The following is a 17,876-nucleotide window of genomic DNA, read 5'->3' as shown; positions in this document are numbered from 1 at the left end:
ATTTATTTACCTTCATTAACTCTCTTTTTTAATGCTTTACAAGAATTAAATTTAACTACTCGCTTTCTAGGAATAGCCATCGGTTCTGAATTTTGTGGATTTACTCCCGGTCGAGCTTTGCGGTATTTAATAGTAAAAGTTCCAAAGTTACGTAGTGTTACTTTTTCTCCTTTAATTAAAGCAGTAGCAATTTTATCTAAGATAAATTCTAACACTTCTTTGTATTCTTTTTCTGATAATTCTAATTTTTTTTGTACAGCTCGTGCTATCTGACTTTTTTGCATAAAATTTTCAACCCTTTCTTCACCAATTACCATAAGTATGCTATAAAAACATGCCTTAAATGATACTTATTATTATATAACATTTTTTAAAAAAACCTTATTTAATGAAAATCAAAGACTAGTAAAAAAATAAGATTTGAATATATAAATTTGGAATGGCAACACTTTTTAGGACTATTTTTTGGTAGACACTTGTTCTTGATATTTGATAGGAGTTAAGTAGTTTAAAGTGCTGTGGATTCTTATGTTGTTGTATCAATTGATATAATCAAATAATTCTAATTTTAATTGGATTAATGATGTAAAATTTTTATCATTAATAAATTCTGTTTTGAAAGTTTTAAAAGTTGCTTCAGCAACAGCATTATCATAAGGACAACCTTTTTTGCTTAAAGATCGAGTAATATTGAATGCTAATAAAAGATTATTGGGCGGTTGTCAAAGTTACGAAATAATTTATTATCATATTAGTAACTTATTTCCAAAAATGAATTATTTGAAAAATAATGAAAATTAGACAAAATTACTCTCTTTTACCCTTAAATTTAAATTTATATTCGACGTATTTTAAAAAATATACATTTAAAAAAAATAAAAATTATTCTCAAAGTTATTATTAAGGAAAAAGACAAGAAATATTCTTGTCTTTTTTTGTAATTGTAAAATTTTAAAATTTTTAATAACTTTCTTTAATACTATTATCAACACGTGTTAGGGAACTAAAAAAGTGAACTACAACACAGTTGTTAAAAATAGTAGCTAGCATGTGGACTTGCATGGATAAATAAAAAGTGGAGTGATACCTAATAAAATATGCTAACCAGTAATGGTAATTCTTGGGGTGGGAGCGAATTGGAAACTAGTATATATAGACCTGTTGTAGGGACCTACTGTATTAATTCTATTCTTTATTTAACCAACCTTGCCACTCCCCAGTGAGCAAGTGTTGGTTTTATTTTTTATTTTTTTTTGAAAAATTTTTTGGGCGAGAAAATAAATTTCAAACTTGTAAAAAAAATTGAGCGGTGCCGGTTCAATTAAAATATTAATTTGTTTAACACAAATTAAATAAATATTGAATCGAATGCCTCGATGTTTTTTAAAATTTCACAATTTATTTTTGAGCCCAGAATTTCTGGAATTAATAAAACGAATAGTAGTAATATTAATAATCTAAAAATCAAAATATATATTCTTTATGCTAGAAGCAACAGAATATATTAGAAAGAATTATTATGAAAAAGTATTTTTGTTGAACATGTAAACAACATAAATTTGATTATTTATTCTTTAATACTAATGATATAAAAACAAGAAAATATTTTTTAAGAGATAAAAATAGTAAAGCAATTTGTTATGACTGTATTTTAAATATTAGGTTAAGTAGGAGGTATAAATATGGATAAACAAAAATTAATTAGTTGATTAAATTTAATTTTAGATAGTGATATAGAACAATATAATAAAGAAAAAGACATATATTATTTAAATAAATTAAAAGGTTCAATTGATATTATTAAAATTTTAATTAATAAAATACAATGCAGAGAATTTGATTAATAATGAAATATGAATTAATTATTGGAATTGACCCTGCTGGTATTGGTAATAATGGAATTGTTATATATTCAAATGAAACTAATAATATTATTTTTAATGAAACATTCAATACATTAACTGTTTTATGAACTAAAAATATTTATAAAGAAAAATTTCAATTAATTAAAGAAAAATTTATTAATAAAAAAATATTAGTTATTGTAGAAAATTTCTTTTTAAGTTCAAAACAATTATTAACTAATCCATTAGCAACCCCTAAAATTATTGGTGCATTAATGGTATTAGTACAAGATGTTATGAATTGAGATTATCTAGAAAACCAACCAAAAAATAAAAATAAAATAACAAATTATAAAGGAAATATAAAATTAACAAAACATGAACAAGATGCATATAAGCATATTCAATATTATTTAAAAAATCATAAAAAAATATTAATTTTTGACAATTATTTAAGAACCTGTTTAGGATCTTTTTTAACTTATTTTTGATTAAATTAATATCATAAATGTTATTTTATAGTTGAAAAATAAATTTTTAATCGATAAGTTGTCAAATGATAAAATCTTTTTAACAAAAAAATGACAAAGAAAATAAAATGTTAATTAACTGTCAGGTTAGAAATAATTATTCCCTTTTTTAGTTTAATTATGTTTAAAAGATTCCAAACAGGTTCTAAGGAAATTATAAAAATGAAAAATAAAGAAAATTATGTCAAATTAACAGTAAAACTGAGTAACACTATTGAAGCAAAATATTATGAAAAAGGTAATAAAGAATTATATTATAGTGTTCGAGGTCAATGAAATGGATTAAACTATGTTACTTTAATTTTTAATAAACCAAAACTTTATAGACGCTGTATTTTATTAAACAAAAACGATGAAATTATAGTAACTGGTGAAATCTTTAATACTTTAAATATTCCTAAAAATCGTGCATTTTGTTCAATTAATGTTAAATGATTTAAAAAATGAAAAGAGTAAAAAATGATATTATGAAAAATTTTATTAATAGTACCAATATTAATAACATCTATAACACTAATAATATTTTTAATATTTATTATTAAAGAATTAAAAAATGAATATAAAGTATTAAAAATATTAAGTGAAATTGCTAATCAAATTAAAAATAAGGAGAAATAATTAATGATAATATTACCTACTTTGTTTGAAAATAAAGATGAAATTGAAATATTATCACCATTTCCAAAAGCAATTCATACAAGTAATGATATTAGAGCAATTATTTTAAGACAATATCCAAATGTTAAATCAAAACACATAATTGTTTCTGACCCCGAAAGTAATGTTGCATTAATAGTTGGTGATAATGATGTTTATCAAGGTTGAATTAAAGTAACAGTTAAAAAATTAGAAATTAAAGGAGAATAAAATGCCAAACGAAAATACACAATCAAATTATACTTTAACTAAATTAATTAGAACTGGAATAAGTCCAATTTGTGCAATGATAGGTATAAGTGCTTATTATGGTCAAGTAATTGCAAATCCAGTATTAGGTTCAATTAATAGTTTATTATTTGGTAAAAAATTAGGTTTAGATATATGAAATTTAAATCAAAGACCAAATACTAAAACTAAATTAATTAATAGTTCTAAAAAAATTATTTTAGGTTTAGGAACAATTGGTTTAGCAAATTATAGTAAATGAACAGAAAATAATATTACTCCAATTATTCCAACAACACCAACTCCAATAACTACTACAACTACAACTGAGGGTCAACCATGATTATTATTAGATAAACAAGATAATCAGTCATTAATGGATTGAGATACATATATTAGTTTAAATGCTTATGGTATTTCAAATCTTATTAGTGGATTAACTGAGTTAATACCTAATAAATTTGAAACAATAAGAAAAATTTGTAATATGGCAACTGGTGGATGTTTAATATCAAGTGGTGTAGCAATGGGTATAAATAATGATTTTAATAATGCTTATGCAGTACCTACCATAATTGCTGGTGCAAGTGAAATTATACATAATTTACTACCTATGGAAACTACACATCATAATGAAGAAATGCAAGAAACATCATTTAATGATGAAACTGCAAGATTAATTAATGACAATAGATTTACTATTAATAGTGAAACAACTAGTCAATATGGTAGTGATAATCTAAGCGAAGTACCATTAAATACTGATAATGCTTCATTAAATTGAGATTACAATCACATGAGTTTATAAGGGAGGTGAAAAGCAATGAATAAAGAAAAATTGATTAAATATTATAATAATGAAATTCAGACATATAAAGAAAGAATGGAACAATTAAATAAAGAAATATCTTTATTAGTAACTATTATAAGTAATTCACAGTCAATGATTGAAAGAATTAATGGCGGTCAATTTGATGAATAATTAAAAATTAAAAATAAATAGTTGAAAGGAAAATATTGAAATGAAAGAATTTTTACATGAATTAATAATTATTGGAACAAGTGTTGGAACATTAATTTGCAGAGAAATTATTGTTTTATTAAAAAGATTTATCACAACTCCAAAACATGTTAGAGCAAATAACAAAATTATAAAACACCAAAAAAAATTAGCAAAATTAAACGAAAAAATTAATAAAGGAGAATAAATAATATGACAAAAATTGAATTTAATGAAAAATATAGAAAAAATAATATCAAAATTGATAGAGATTTTGATTTAGATATAGGAAATTGTTTTAAATTTTCTGATATTGATATATTAGAAAATGCTGTTAATGATTATAAAAAACTAATAAGTGAAATGCCACAATTAGTTAAAGATTGATTATTGGGATAAGATTAGGAGAATGTTAAATGTTAGAACCTGTTTGGAATCTTTTAAACATAATTAAACTAAAAAAGGGAATAATTATTTCTAACCTGACAGTTAATTAACATTTTATTTTCTTTGTCATTTTTTTGTTAAAAAGATTTTATCATTTGACAACTTATCGATTAAAAATTTATTTTTCAACTATAAAATAACATTTATGATATTAATTTAATCAAAAATAAGTTAAAAAAGATCCTAAACAGGTTCTTAGAAAATGAAAATAATGTTCAACAAACAACTGAACCTTTAACTGAAAACAATGCTTCTTCACAAGAAATAGAAAATAAAGTTAATGAAGCAGAAAATAAGTTAAATAAACTTAATCAAGAAATTAAAGAAAAAGAAATTATTAATATATTTAAAAAATATCAAGTTAAAACTGAATTTTATGATTATTTAAAATTTAAAACTAATAATTTAGAAAATTCAAAAATTGAAGAAACTATTAAAAAAATGATTAAAGAACAACCAGTATTTAAAGAAACAATTAATACAGGTGGCAAACCACAGACAATAATAACAAATCAACCAAATTCAATAAAAAGTACTTTATTGGATTATAAAAAGAAAAATAATTTATAACAGAAAGGAAAATAAAAAATGGCAGTACCATTCAATAAAAATTTAGATAATACCGAAAAATTAGTAGAAGCACCAGAATTTATAGAATTTTATAAACAATCAAATTCACCATGAGCAAGTTTTTTTCCCATTGAAATGGTTAATTCTACAAAAATTGAATTTATAGTTAAAAAACCAAAAAATCCAGAAATGAAAATACTAAAATGAAATGATAAAAGCAAAGGATTAGATGTTAGTTATGCTGAAACTATTAAAATTTTAAAAGAAATTAAAGAAGAAGCAGTTGCAGGTGAAATAATTGCTAATGCTGATTTAAATGCTGAAAATGGACAAAATTTATTAAATACAATGCAATGGTTACATTTTATTGGACACTAATTACGTAGACAAGTGAACAAATTAGTGAAAAGAAAGGAAGTATAATTATGGCCAATATTAACTCATATTCAGATGAATTTAAAAAACAAATAGTAGCTTTATATCAAAGCGGTAAGTCAGTGTCTTGTCTTGCTAAAGAGTACAATGTTACAAGAGCAGCTACTTATAATTGAATTAAGCAATTTACTAATTCAGGTAGTTTTAAAACTAAAGATAATCGTTCTGTTGAAGAAAATGAATTAATTAAATTAAGAAAAGAATTAAAACAATTAAGAATGGAAAATGATATTTTAAAGCAAGCAGCACTAATAATAGGCAGAAAGTAGAAATTATTGCTAAAAATAAAGTTAAATATAAAATTCGCACAATGTGTCGTTTTTTGAAAATATCTAAATCAACATATTATTTTAACTTAAAGAAAAAAGAAAATAAAATCAAAAATAATATGTATGATGAAGCTGTTATTAGTGCTTTTAAAGAAAATAAAGAAGTTTATGGTACTAGAAGATTAAAAAAAATTTTAGAAAACCAAGAAATTTATTTATCACGCAGAAAAATTAAAGAAATTATGAATAAGCATAATTTAATATCAAAATACACTAAATTATCATTCAAAAATCATCATAATAAAGTCAATAATAGTCAAATAACCAATCTTGTTAATAGAAACTTTAATAATAGGGTTAAAAATGAAGTTATTGTTAGTGATTTAACTTACGTTCAAGTTAATGGTAAATGAAACTATATTTGCCTATTAATAGACCTATTTAACCGAGAAATTATTGGACATAGTGTTGGAGTTAAAAAAGATGCATTACTAGTATATCAAGCATTTATGCAATCAAATCGCTGTTTAAAAGATATCCAAATATTTCATAGTGATCGAGGTAATGAATTTAACAATAAAATTATTAATAATCTTTTATTAGCATTCAATATTACTCGATCTTTAAGCAAAAAAGGTTGTCCTTATGATAATGCTGTTGCTGAAGCAACTTTTAAAACTTTCAAAACTGAATTTATTAATGATAAAAATTTTACATCATTAATCCAATTAAAATTAGAATTATTTGATTATATCAATTGATACAACAACATAAGAATCCACAGCACTTTAAACTACTTAACTCCTATCAAATATCAAGAACAAGTGTCTACCAAAAAATAGTCCTAAAAAGTGTTGCCATTCCAAAATTTTTTAAATATTTTGATATTAGATTTTATTTTAAAAAAGGTTTAAATAAATTTTGAAAAAATACACCATATTTTGAAAAATTACGAGAAAGTATATATAAATTACAAGAAAAATTTGAAAAGTTAGAAAAACAAGCATATGAAAAAATTAATAAATTAAAAGAAAAAGCAACTGATTTATTTAGTAGTGCAGAAAAAAGAGCAATTCGACATGCACAATTAATTCCATTAAATTCACCAGTATTTATGGGTTGTAAAATTCAACCTTTGTCATTAGATAAATGTGCAATTACTATTTATCATCGTAATCCTAAATATACACCAATTACAGTTGTTGATAGTATTCTTAAGGCAGAAACTTTTGTTACTTAAATACATCCATTCCATTGATATCGTTGATATAGTGGTTGATACATTGGTTATGGAGTTAATCAAAATAAATGATTAAAAGCAATAGCATTTGCTCCACCGGTTGTTCAACAAATAATTAGAGATAGTTTTAAAGTATATAGAGAAATATTTAGAATCGTAAGAACTTATCATAAAGTAGCAAATGTTATTAATAATCCTATTGAAAATATTAATAAATCATTTAAAAGTGTTGGTTTAAAATTTTCAGTAAATACTGTATTTGGTACTGGATTATTACATCATTTAGAAAAATTTGCATATAGTCAAGTTGTAAAAAAAAGGTAAAAAGAAATTACAAAAAGAAATTATACATATATCACATAGAAAAACTAAAACAAAAACTAAACATTATAAAAAAGCATTTTTTAAGGAATGATAAAATATGATTAATAAACTTTGAATTGGTGTCAGTCTAGAAAATTATAATAACTGATATCCATTAACTGGAAAAATTACAGAAACACCACAGCAATATATACAAACATGACCAAATGTTAATGATTGATTTAAAACTTTTGCTATTCGTGCTCAAAATGATATTAATGCTTATCTTGGTTTTATTTTATCTAAATTTCCTTTTGATAGTTTTAAAGATGAATTAATTAAAGAAACATTAAGAGATATGGTTTTTGTAACCGCTGAACATTGAGTATTTAATCGTACACCAATTGAATTTAATGTTGATGCTACTATTCAGTTTAATAATGGTAGTCAATTTAGTGCAAATAGTATTCCTACAATTAATGTTTGAGATTTAGCACCAAGTAGAATGAAAATATTGGCAAGACTAACAGAATTAAAACAAATATTATCAAATTATAATGATGATGAAATAGATGTTGAAAAAATTGATTTAAAAGCATTTTATACTAGAAATCAAGTTGATGAATTAATCGAACAACAAAAAGAATTTACATTATCAAAACAAATTAAATTATATGATGATTTAGTTGATGATAATGAAAATGAAATATATAGAGGTCCTGTTAGTAAATTTGTTAATAAAGGTTATGTTGCAACTGATTATGATAAAGAAACTGAAACAATGATTTTAGATTGACCTGATGAAATTGGTACATTACCACCCGAAGCATTACAAAATAATCCACAAATTGGTGATTATACGCATGCACCAACTTGTGATTTTTCTGCTAAACAACAAAAAAGAATTACTACAAATGAAAACAATATAACTAAAATAAATAATGAATTAATTAAAACTAATGAAAATATTAATGATATTAAAAATAATTGATTTAATATTGAAACTAGTCCTTTATGAAAAAAAGTTGAAAATAATAATATAGAAATATTTAAATGATATTTTATTAAAATCAGTTATCAATATTCAACAGAAAATAACTTTATGAAATTTTATAAAGTAATTAAAATTTATTTAAATAATGTTTTTAATGAATTTGAATTGCTAAATGTTGATTCCATGACGTATAGTGAACAAATCCAAAATAAAAAAATTTTAAATACCGGAACGATTTACTATAAGAACCTGTTTGGAATCTTTTAAACATAATTAAACTAAAAAAGGGAATAATTATTTCTAACCTGACAGTTAATTAACATTTTATTTTCTTTGTCATTTTTTTGTTAAAAAGATTTTATCATTTGACAACTTATCGATTAAAAATTTATTTTTCAACTATAAAATAACATTTATGATATTAATTTAATCAAAAATAAGTTAAAAAAGATCCTAAACAGGTTCTAACAATAAAAAGAAAGAATTTAGTGGTGGCGGTAATTCTTATCCTGAACGTGGAAAAATTAATTTAATTGGTGATATAGAAGAAATATATCAATATCAAGGAATAGATACACCAACTGAATTTATAGCAGAAGAAAGTACTGAGCATGATTATTATACAAAACAAGAAACTAATGAATTATTAGATAAAAAACAAAATATAGATGACAATAATTTACAAACAATAGAAAAACAAATAGTTCCGGCAATTAATGAAAATAAATTAAATATTGACAAAAAACAAGATAAATTAATTGCTGGTGAAAATATTAAGATTGATGAAAAAACTAATACTATTAGTGCTACTGGTGGTAGTTCAGTTGATGAAAATAGAATATTTAATAATAAAGATGATAAAGATAGTACTACAAGATTAGTTAATGAAATTATTAAAACTAATGTTGGTGGTAAAACTTTAATTTATAGAAATGAACCAGTTATAACTGATGATTTAGATATTCCAAATAAGAAATATATGGATGACGCTATTAAATATGCTTTTCAATTAAATGCTATTGGTACTGAAATTTCTGGTTTAGAAACTAAAAATAAAACTATTGTTGGTGGTATTAATGAAAATAAAGAAAAGATTGATAAAAAACAAGATAAATTAATTTATGTTCAAGAAAATAAATGGGGTGCATTTGAATATATTAATTTAGGTAGTATACCTTTTACAGCAGATAATGATATTCCACCTGTTAAATTTGTTAAAAAATTAATTGATGATAAAATAAAAGATTTAAAGATTGGTAAATGAAAAGAAGTAGGAACAGTTAGTAGTGATAAAACAAATATTACTTATAATTTTATAAGAGATAAAAGATATAAAGTTTATTATAATTGGGGTCAATCTAGTAGCCCAAACGTTATTAAAGAATTTATATTTGACGCTTCAAATAATAATTATTTAGAAAGTTTTATTGAAGAAAATAATATAATAAGTATTCTTTGATTGCAAGATAATAAAATTTTTATTAAACAAAAAAGTCGTATTAATTACGGTTTTGTTAGTAAATTAGAAGAATATCAAGAAGAAAATACTTATCAAATTAATAGTAAAACATTAGATATTATTGCTCCTGAAAAAATTGATATAGAAAAACCTTTAAAAATTAATTCATATAGTTTAGAAACTAATGAAATTAGAGAAAATGAATGAGATATTGAATTAAAAAATAATCCAACACCAAGTATTCCACAATGAAAAGAAGTAGGAACAAGAGAAAAAAATAAATGAGATAATTGACAAATTACTTATGATTTTCAAGAAAATAAACATTATAGAGTTTATTATTCTTGAAGTATATATAATCCAGTTTATACTATTCAAGAATTTATTATAACTGATAAAAAAATTGCTGGTGTACAAATACAAACCTTTAATGATAGTGCTAATATAGTAATTTTATCAGTTCAACATGCAAAATTGATTACTATTTATACTGGAAAAGGTAATTTAAAAGGTAATGTATGAAAATTAGAAGAATTACAGGAATAATATTATGTTTTTTAAAATAATAAAAATTATTTTAGGTTTAATAGGAGTAATTCTATCATCAGCAACAGCGGGTTTAATTATATTTATCATTGTAAAAATAATATTAAAAATTAATCAAATATTTTAAAAAAGGTGGTGAATATTATGTTAGGTAAATTTTTAAGAAGAGATAAAAGTACTAATAATGAAGAAAAAACTAAATTAACTTTTTTAAAAGGTAAAAGTACACATGCTTCTATTTTAAGTTATTTTGGTTTTAATGATTTTAATCATGAAACATATTTTACTGATTTTGTAGCAGAAAATAATGCTAATTTATATAATGCTCCACTAGATATTAACAATGAAACTATTAAGCAGTATTTAATTCAACAAGAATTTTAGAACCTGTTTGGAATCTTTTAAACATAATTAAACTAAAAAAGGGAATAATTATTTCTAACCTGACAGTTAATTAACATTTTATTTTCTTTGTCATTTTTTTGTTAAAAAGATTTTATCATTTGACAACTTATCGATTAAAAATTTATTTTTCAACTATAAAATAACATTTATGATATTAATTTAATCAAAAATAAGTTAAAAAAGATCCTAAACAGGTTCTTATAGAAAAAATTGAAATTCTATTTTTAAATTAAGTAAATTGGGAATTAGTGGTTATTTAATTTTTATTGCAAATGATGACTTATATTTTCAAGTAGTTGATATACAACAAAGAGTTTATGATATTACTGGTAAATTAATTCAATGTACTATTTTTTATGATAGTTATGAACAAAATGCACAAATTGTAAGATTATTTGAAGTTTATACATTAAATAATGAACAAGTAACTATTAATCGTGCAATTTATAGTGTTAATGATAGCAAAAAACAATTTCCACTAGATTTTAAATCGTTCATTAATAACCCTAATTTAGCACAAGAACAAATACTAAATATTAACTATATACCAATAGCAATTATGCGAAATAAAGCAAATGAATTAGCAGATTGTAATAAAGTAATGGATAAAATTAAAGCATTAGATGTTATTTATGAACAAATTGTTTTAGATACAATTTTAAACTCACCAAAGTTTATTTTTAATTCAACTTATGGTAATGTAAAAGATTTATTAGAAGATGCTGTAAGAATATTAGTTACTAAAAATTATATTTTTAAAAGTGGCGGAGATAATAATGAACAAAATGAAAATATCAATATGACAAGTAGTAATTTTAAAGGTAAGAATTTAACAGATATATATGATTGAAATGTTAATGAAATATTTAAACGTTGTGGCATTCATATTCCAAGTCAAAAGAAATCTGCACAACAATCAGTACCAGAAAGTACAGCTGTAAATATTTCAACTATTAATTATATTGAACAAAAGTTATGACAATTTAATATTGATATTCTTAAATTTATTCAAATATTAGTACGTTTAGATAAAGATTTATTAAATAGTAAAACATTTAACATTAATGATGAACAAGAAATTAATAATTTAACAGTGAGATTAAAATTATTTAATCCCGAAAATAACCAATTAATAGGAGAAAACAATGGACAATCAAAACAACAAACCACAAACGAAGTTTCCACAGAAACAAACTAAACTTAATCAAGCAGAAGTAGAAAATGATTATTTAATTGACAATATTCCTTATGACTTTACTAATCTTATGAGTAGCAAAGGTGACCCTGAGCTTAAAAGAGCATATGATGAATTTAAACTAAGAACTTTATATATTTATGAAATTGAACGTTTATTTAAAAATAATGAAAATAATAATTTAAGATTTTCAGCAAATACTATTAAAATTGGTTTTATTGATATTGATAAAGTATTAAAAACTACTGCTGCTGAAACATCAGACTTTACTATGCAATTAAATCAAAGAGCAAGTACTAATATTAATGATAATACTATTGAATATAGTATGACTGATATTAAAAATTTAATATTTCAAGAAATAAATTTATTAAATCAATTTAAATTATATGCAGTATCTATTAATGAACCATTAACTGAAAATAATATTGATAATTTATATATCATTAATAACTATTCTCAACCTTATCAAAATCCAAAAACAAGAAGTACTAAAAGTATAACTATTATCAAAATTAAAGATTTTAAAACAAGAGATGGTTATCCAATCATTATTAAATTACAAAAACCATTAAATAAAGATACCAAAGTAATTGGTTTAAAAATTAAAGCCCCTAGAAGCATGATTTTCGGCAATATAAAAGTACTTGGTGAAGTTGACAATATGGAAGTATACCCAAAATTATTTGTCAAGGATAAGATAGCATTTCCATTATTATCAATGCCTATTGAAACCCAACCAAAAGTTAGAATATTACAACAATGATTTAGTGAACAAATATTACCATGAAATCTTGCAAAACAATTTATTGGACAAGAAAAATCAGTTTTAGATTTAATTGCTATTGGTGGTGGAACTGAAACAAGAAAAGAAATTATTAATAATGCAAGAGTAACAAATGCTAAAATTGGTTATGATGTTACTAAAAATTCAAAAGTATGACCATTATCTGATGAACTAGAATTAAAAGATAAAAAATTAGAGTCATGATTTTTAGTAGGTAACAATAATTTATTTATTTCTACAACGGATAAATTTCATGATGTTGAACTAGAAATAAAAGATAGACCACCAATTGATAGTTTGCAAAAAGTATTATTAGATATGTTAACCTATACATATAGTTATAATAGAAATTTTGATGGTGCAAGTTTAAACCCAAATCAATTAAATGATTTAGATAGATTACGCAGTAAATTTGAAGGACAAAAACCGAGTGAAGTTATTACTAATTTATTTAAACAATGAGAATTAGATTATCCTAATTATACAAATTTATCACAAGTTAAAATATTAAAACAAATAGTTACAATGCTATCAAAAAATATTTACTCAACAATGTCTATTAATAATGGTTTAAACGATGACTATAAATTATTATTACCCTATTATTTTGAATTAAAATCAAATCCTATACATTCTACGCCCGATAAAGTTTGAGAATTTAAAGATACAAAAGTATTATTAAAATCTGTATATTTTGATTTTACAGATATAAATAATATTAAACTAAAAAACAATGACATTAGTCAAAATGAATTATTCAAATTAGATGATAACCAATTTAACTGACTATCTATAACTAATGAACTAGAAAGTAATAATATACCATCATTAATTCCTGCTGATTGAACATTAGGTAATGGTGAATATGGAAAATACTTTACAAGAGCAATTATTAGTGCTAATAAAATTGAAAATATTTTAAATTTATATGGTTCTAATAAATCACAATTATTTTCTAAATTAGAATTTTATAAAGAAATATCAAAAATTGATAATAATAGTGAGTTTGAATTACAAATTGAAAATCCGATTAATAACTTAAATCGGATTGAAATTAGTGGAATATTTGGTGCTGGTAATTATGATTTAATTTTAATAACTGATAAACAAGAGATAAATTTTGGTAATATTAATTTATTTGATAAATACAATGAAAATATTTCTTATATAAATTTAGAAATCTAATTTTTAAAATATCCATCGGGATAAGTACCACCTCATTTGAAATCACTACTTCCAATATCTGGTTTATTAGCAAAATATAAATATATATCATAACTATTTTTATGTTCTCAAATGGTAATGTTTAGTAATCTGTGTAATTTAGAACCTGTTTAGGATCTTTTTTAACTTATTTTTGATTAAATTAATATCATAAATGTTATTTTATAGTTGAAAAATAAATTTTTAATCGATAAGTTGTCAAATGATAAAATCTTTTTAACAAAAAAATGACAAAGAAAATAAAATGTTAATTAACTGTCAGGTTAGAAATAATTATTCCCTTTTTTAGTTTAATTATGTTTAAAAGATTCCAAACAGGTTCTTACAAAAATAACTATGTTTAATTAATTCTATAATAAACCTAGAAAGAGTGAATTACAGATGGCTAAAAAGCAAAATATTAATAATAATGATCCAATATCAAAAGCAGTAGATTTATTATTAGAAAATACTGAAGATTTAACAACAGTTTTTAAAGAGGGAGGTTTGTATAAAGAATTAACAAAAAGATTAGTAGAAAAAATGTTGAATTCTGAGATGCAAAATTATTTAGGATATGATAAGAATCAACATAGTAATAGTGACAATGCTCGTAATGGTATAAGTTCAAAAAAATTAATAACTCAACAAGGTAAAATTGAGATTGATGTACCACGAGATCGCAATAGTAATTTTAATCCTTTAATAATTGCAAAAAGACAAAGAAGATTTGATGGTTTTGATCAACAAGTTCTTTCTTTATATGCAAAAGGTATGACATTATCAGATATTAGAATGCAATTACAAGAGTTATATCATGGTGCTGATATTAGTGAAAGTGTTATTAGTCAAATTACTGATGATGTTATTGATGATGTAAAAGCATGGCAAAATCGACCATTAGATAGTATTTATCCGATTGTTTATTTTGATTGCATAGTAGTTAAAATACGACAAGATAAACGCATTATTAACAAATCTGTGTATATAGCTTTAGGAGTTGATTTAGAAGGTAAAAAAAGATGTTTTAGGCTTATGAATTAGTGAAAATGAAGGTTCTAAATTTTGATTAGCCAATTTCACAGAAATGAAAAATCGAGGCTTAAATGATATTCTTATTGCTTGTAGTGATAATTTAACAGGAATGTCAGAAGCAATACAATCAGTTTATCCTAAAACAGAACATCAATTATGCATCGTTCATCAAATTAGAAATAGTTTGAAATATGTCTCATATAAGCATAGAAAATCTCTAGTTGCAGATTTAAAACCAATTTATACTGCATGTAGTGAAGAACAAGCAATGCAGGCTTTAGAAACATTTGAAAATAAGTGAAATAAACAATATCCTCAAATTGCTAAATCTTGATATAAAAATTGAGAAAATTTGATAGTTTTTATTAGTTATCCAACAGAAATTAAAAGAGTAATTTATACCACAAATGCTATTGAATCTGTTAATAGTCAATTACGAAAAGTTATCAGAAATAAAAAAGTTTTTCCTAATGATATGGAAGAATTGAAAATATTTTATTTAGCAATTGAAAATATAACAAAAAAATGAACAATGCCCATTCAAAATTGAAATACAGCAATTGCTCATTTTATGATAAAATTTGAAGATAGAATTAATCTTAACTAGTACTTTGTAAAACAAAGATACACAGATTTCTAAAAAGCCTCTCTCAAATTGTAGTATCTCCAAAAACCACTTCATGATTGGGTTTTAAATAATAATTAAATTTTTTACTTTCATGGGTAAACACCCCCCATGATTAATCCTATTGTTCCAGTTGTTGCACCAGTTAGTGCTAATGCTAATGTTATTTTATTTAAATTTGTTTTTATTCATGTTTTCATATTAAATTACTCCTTTTTAATAATCATTTTATTAAATTTTAATTATAAATGATATTTTTTTGTACTTGTTGATGGTTGATTTATTAAGTTTGTATTTATTGATTGATTATTAATTTGCTCTATGTTATCTTGAACTGATAGTTTATTTTGATTTTCAATATGTTTAAATATTTTTTGACAAATAGCTAAACAAAATAAATCACGAGACTCAGAGTTAATTTCTTCATGATTAAAAAATTTAGCAAAAGTATTTTTTTCTGCTTCTGTACCATCACCAGTAGCTTTATAAGTTTTATTTAAATCTAAATTTAATTCTGTTAAATCTATATAAAAAAGATGTCATAATTTGGTACTTGATTTATTGGCATAATATGTAGAATTATAATTAATTTTGTGTATTCAGTTTGTAATATCAATACTAGTTTCTTCTCACATTTCATTAATAACAGTTTGGATAAGTTCATATTTTTCTAAACCACCTGTAATAGTAGCCCAAGTAGGCTCTTCACTATATAATGTATTTAATTCTTTAACCAATAAAAAATAATATTCATTGTCTTTAATAACATAAGGTAAAATAGCAACACCTTGGTTATTACATCAAGGCTCTTCAACACCGTGCATAAATTCAACTTTAATAAATTTTAAGAATACTCGTTCTATATTACTTTCAGACATTTCAAGAATCTTTTTTTCATGTTGTTCAGCAATAAAATTTGCAATTTTGTTATATTCTTTTCTTGATGAAAATATAAGCTCTTCATATTTATTAAATAAATCATTGATTTTTGTGTCTATTTTTTTTTCATGATTAAAAATATTTTTACCATATTCTTTGATATTTAATTTGACTTTATTTTTTATTAGATTTTTCAAATCACAAAAATATTCTTCTAAAATTTTATTTATTTCATCTTCTAACATTTAACATTTTCCTTTTTATTTAATTTTACTTCTAAATTGTACTATTTTTCATTATTTTTACAAGTATGCTTTTAAATTTTGTCATTATTTAGTAAAAATTTCCTATTAGTTATCGAGTAATAATTTCCCAAAAGTGAAGTTATTTATATAACTTATAATTAATAATAATTCGATTTAAAACAGCCCTAAAAAGGGCTGTTTATTTTTTGAATACTAAAATATAAATTTTTAAATCGTTTGAATATGAGCAAATTTGGTGCCTTAAAATTCATTTTAAATACATAAAGATATTGCAATTGCAATATCTTTTTTATAATTTTAGTGATTTTATTTTAAAACCCTTATAATTTTTATTTTCAAAGCTATTAATTTCAACTTCATCAAACTTTTTTATTTTTAACTTTTCTAAATTTTTGTTATAAATTTCCATTTTTAAATTTGATATTTTTTTTAATTCTTCTTTTATTGAATTAAATTTAATTTCAAAATAATTTACTTTTTGAGAAATAATTCTATGTTCATTTTCATATTTTCTTATTTCATTTCTTATTTTTAATTCATTTTTATTGTTAATATCTTGATTTGTTAAACAAGATATTTTTTTATTTATTTCTTTTTCTTTTCTTTTTTCATTATCTAGCTTTTTCTCCAAACTTCTAAATTCATTACTTAACTTAGAAATTTGATTTTGACTTTCTTGTAATTGTTTATCCATATATTAAAAATCCTTTCAAAATTAGAAACCTAATTGTTTAAAAATAAAACAATTAGGTTTCTAAAACTATTTTTAATTCATATTTATTATATTCATTAAAAATTGGTTTGTAAATAAAAAAGTTCCTATATGAAAACAAGGAACTAAATTTTTAGGGGTTATTTAGAATTTGTGTTTATTTAACAGTGTAACTTTCCAAAATAATTTAATTTTTGATAAATATTTTTGGGAAATTTTCACTCGATATTGACAGTATGCTTTTAAA

Annotated in this window: 22 protein-coding genes and 2 pseudogenes; 19 read left to right on the top strand and 5 right to left on the bottom strand. The window is 22.4% G+C overall.

Features of this window, described 5'->3' with window-relative positions; genetic code table 4:
• Positions 1–2: 2 nt before the first annotated feature.
• Both ACXUB0_RS06605 and ACXUB0_RS06600 read right to left on the bottom strand, forming a co-directional pair.
• Positions 3–317 (bottom strand): HU family DNA-binding protein, encoded by a 315-nt coding sequence (locus ACXUB0_RS06605; RefSeq protein ID WP_286641782.1) that lies wholly within the window; start codon positions 315–317, stop codon positions 3–5.
• Between the two features lie 141 nt (positions 318–458).
• A pseudogene (locus tag ACXUB0_RS06600) lies at positions 459–704 on the bottom strand (IS3 family transposase); the annotation flags it as partial.
• Positions 705–1,682: 978 nt separating this feature from the next.
• On the opposite strand from ACXUB0_RS06600, the gene ACXUB0_RS06595 reads away from it, so the two are divergent.
• From ACXUB0_RS06595 to ACXUB0_RS06505, 19 genes and pseudogenes are all read left to right on the top strand, one after another.
• On the top strand, positions 1,683–1,844 hold the full coding sequence (locus ACXUB0_RS06595) for a hypothetical protein (protein WP_458257487.1): 162 nt from the start codon (positions 1,683–1,685) through the stop codon (positions 1,842–1,844).
• A gap of 2 nt (positions 1,845–1,846) precedes the next feature.
• Positions 1,847–2,344, top strand: a complete 498-nt coding sequence (locus tag ACXUB0_RS06590; RefSeq protein WP_458258169.1) for a hypothetical protein — start codon at positions 1,847–1,849, stop codon at positions 2,342–2,344.
• Between the two features lie 150 nt (positions 2,345–2,494).
• Positions 2,495–2,830, top strand: a complete 336-nt coding sequence (locus ACXUB0_RS06585; RefSeq protein WP_458258168.1) for a hypothetical protein — start codon at positions 2,495–2,497, stop codon at positions 2,828–2,830.
• Positions 2,831–2,833: 3 nt separating this feature from the next.
• Complete coding sequence (locus tag ACXUB0_RS06580; RefSeq protein WP_174480107.1) at positions 2,834–2,992, top strand: hypothetical protein; 159 nt, start codon at positions 2,834–2,836, stop codon at positions 2,990–2,992.
• A 3-nt stretch (positions 2,993–2,995) separates the two neighbouring features.
• A complete protein-coding gene (locus ACXUB0_RS06575) occupies positions 2,996–3,241 on the top strand; it encodes a hypothetical protein (RefSeq protein ID WP_286640816.1) in 246 nt (81 codons plus the stop codon).
• Position 3,242: 1 nt separating this feature from the next.
• Positions 3,243–4,067 carry a hypothetical protein gene (locus tag ACXUB0_RS06570; RefSeq protein WP_458258167.1) on the top strand — a complete coding sequence of 275 codons (825 nt, stop codon included), beginning with the start codon at positions 3,243–3,245 and terminating at the stop codon, positions 4,065–4,067.
• Between the two features lie 15 nt (positions 4,068–4,082).
• Positions 4,083–4,241, top strand: a complete 159-nt coding sequence (locus ACXUB0_RS06565; RefSeq protein WP_458258166.1) for a hypothetical protein — start codon at positions 4,083–4,085, stop codon at positions 4,239–4,241.
• Between the two features lie 40 nt (positions 4,242–4,281).
• On the top strand, positions 4,282–4,467 hold the full coding sequence (locus ACXUB0_RS06560; RefSeq protein ID WP_458257920.1) for a hypothetical protein: 186 nt from the start codon (positions 4,282–4,284) through the stop codon (positions 4,465–4,467).
• Positions 4,468–4,472: 5 nt separating this feature from the next.
• The gene (locus ACXUB0_RS06555) at positions 4,473–4,658 is read left to right on the top strand and encodes a hypothetical protein (RefSeq protein ID WP_458257413.1); all 186 of its coding nucleotides are present in this window, start codon (positions 4,473–4,475) and stop codon (positions 4,656–4,658) included.
• A gap of 489 nt (positions 4,659–5,147) precedes the next feature.
• A complete protein-coding gene (locus ACXUB0_RS06550; protein ID WP_458258165.1) occupies positions 5,148–5,276 on the top strand; it encodes a hypothetical protein in 129 nt (42 codons plus the stop codon).
• A gap of 18 nt (positions 5,277–5,294) precedes the next feature.
• Positions 5,295–5,654 carry a hypothetical protein gene (locus ACXUB0_RS06545; RefSeq protein ID WP_458258164.1) on the top strand — a complete coding sequence of 120 codons (360 nt, stop codon included), beginning with the start codon at positions 5,295–5,297 and terminating at the stop codon, positions 5,652–5,654.
• A gap of 47 nt (positions 5,655–5,701) precedes the next feature.
• Positions 5,702–6,822, top strand: a protein-coding gene (locus tag ACXUB0_RS06540; protein WP_458257454.1) for an IS3 family transposase whose coding sequence is annotated in 2 segments (ribosomal slippage) — positions 5,702–5,978 and positions 5,978–6,822 — 1,122 coding nt in all. Because the reading frame shifts where the segments join, the coding sequence is not laid out codon by codon here.
• The gene (locus ACXUB0_RS06535; protein ID WP_458258163.1) at positions 6,738–7,220 is read left to right on the top strand and encodes a hypothetical protein; all 483 of its coding nucleotides are present in this window, start codon (positions 6,738–6,740) and stop codon (positions 7,218–7,220) included. The genes ACXUB0_RS06540 and ACXUB0_RS06535 overlap by 85 nt, the downstream gene beginning before the upstream one ends.
• Before the next feature lie 421 nt (positions 7,221–7,641).
• Positions 7,642–8,784 (top strand): hypothetical protein, encoded by a 1,143-nt coding sequence (locus tag ACXUB0_RS06530; protein ID WP_458258162.1) that lies wholly within the window; start codon positions 7,642–7,644, stop codon positions 8,782–8,784.
• 712 nt (positions 8,785–9,496) lie between these two features.
• Positions 9,497–10,522: a hypothetical protein gene (locus ACXUB0_RS06525; protein ID WP_458258161.1), complete on the top strand. Its 1,026-nt coding sequence runs from the start codon at positions 9,497–9,499 to the stop codon at positions 10,520–10,522.
• A gap of 144 nt (positions 10,523–10,666) precedes the next feature.
• Positions 10,667–10,906, top strand: a complete 240-nt coding sequence (locus ACXUB0_RS06520; RefSeq protein ID WP_458258160.1) for a hypothetical protein — start codon at positions 10,667–10,669, stop codon at positions 10,904–10,906.
• A 259-nt stretch (positions 10,907–11,165) separates the two neighbouring features.
• A complete protein-coding gene (locus tag ACXUB0_RS06515) occupies positions 11,166–12,125 on the top strand; it encodes a hypothetical protein (RefSeq protein WP_458258159.1) in 960 nt (319 codons plus the stop codon).
• A complete protein-coding gene (locus ACXUB0_RS06510) occupies positions 12,073–14,094 on the top strand; it encodes a hypothetical protein (RefSeq protein ID WP_458258158.1) in 2,022 nt (673 codons plus the stop codon). Before ACXUB0_RS06515 ends, ACXUB0_RS06510 begins: the two co-directional genes overlap by 53 nt.
• A 420-nt stretch (positions 14,095–14,514) precedes the next feature.
• Positions 14,515–15,754: pseudogene (locus ACXUB0_RS06505) on the top strand (IS256 family transposase).
• Here the strand turns inward: ACXUB0_RS06505 and ACXUB0_RS06500 are convergent.
• From ACXUB0_RS06500 to ACXUB0_RS06490, 3 genes are all read right to left on the bottom strand, one after another.
• Entirely contained in the window at positions 15,747–15,878 is a 132-nt protein-coding gene (locus ACXUB0_RS06500; protein ID WP_458258157.1) for a hypothetical protein, read from the bottom strand. The pseudogene ACXUB0_RS06505 and the gene ACXUB0_RS06500 overlap by 8 nt on opposite strands.
• Before the next feature lie 136 nt (positions 15,879–16,014).
• Complete coding sequence (locus ACXUB0_RS06495) at positions 16,015–16,896, bottom strand: NUDIX domain-containing protein (protein ID WP_458258156.1); 882 nt, start codon at positions 16,894–16,896, stop codon at positions 16,015–16,017.
• Between the two features lie 310 nt (positions 16,897–17,206).
• Complete coding sequence (locus ACXUB0_RS06490) at positions 17,207–17,611, bottom strand: hypothetical protein (RefSeq protein ID WP_458257568.1); 405 nt, start codon at positions 17,609–17,611, stop codon at positions 17,207–17,209.
• Positions 17,612–17,876: the final 265 nt, after the last annotated feature.

This window comes from Spiroplasma endosymbiont of Dactylopius coccus, assembly GCF_977110965.1.
The sequence above is the reverse complement of the archived record's forward strand: the minus strand, read 5'-3'. Positions and strand labels throughout refer to the sequence as shown.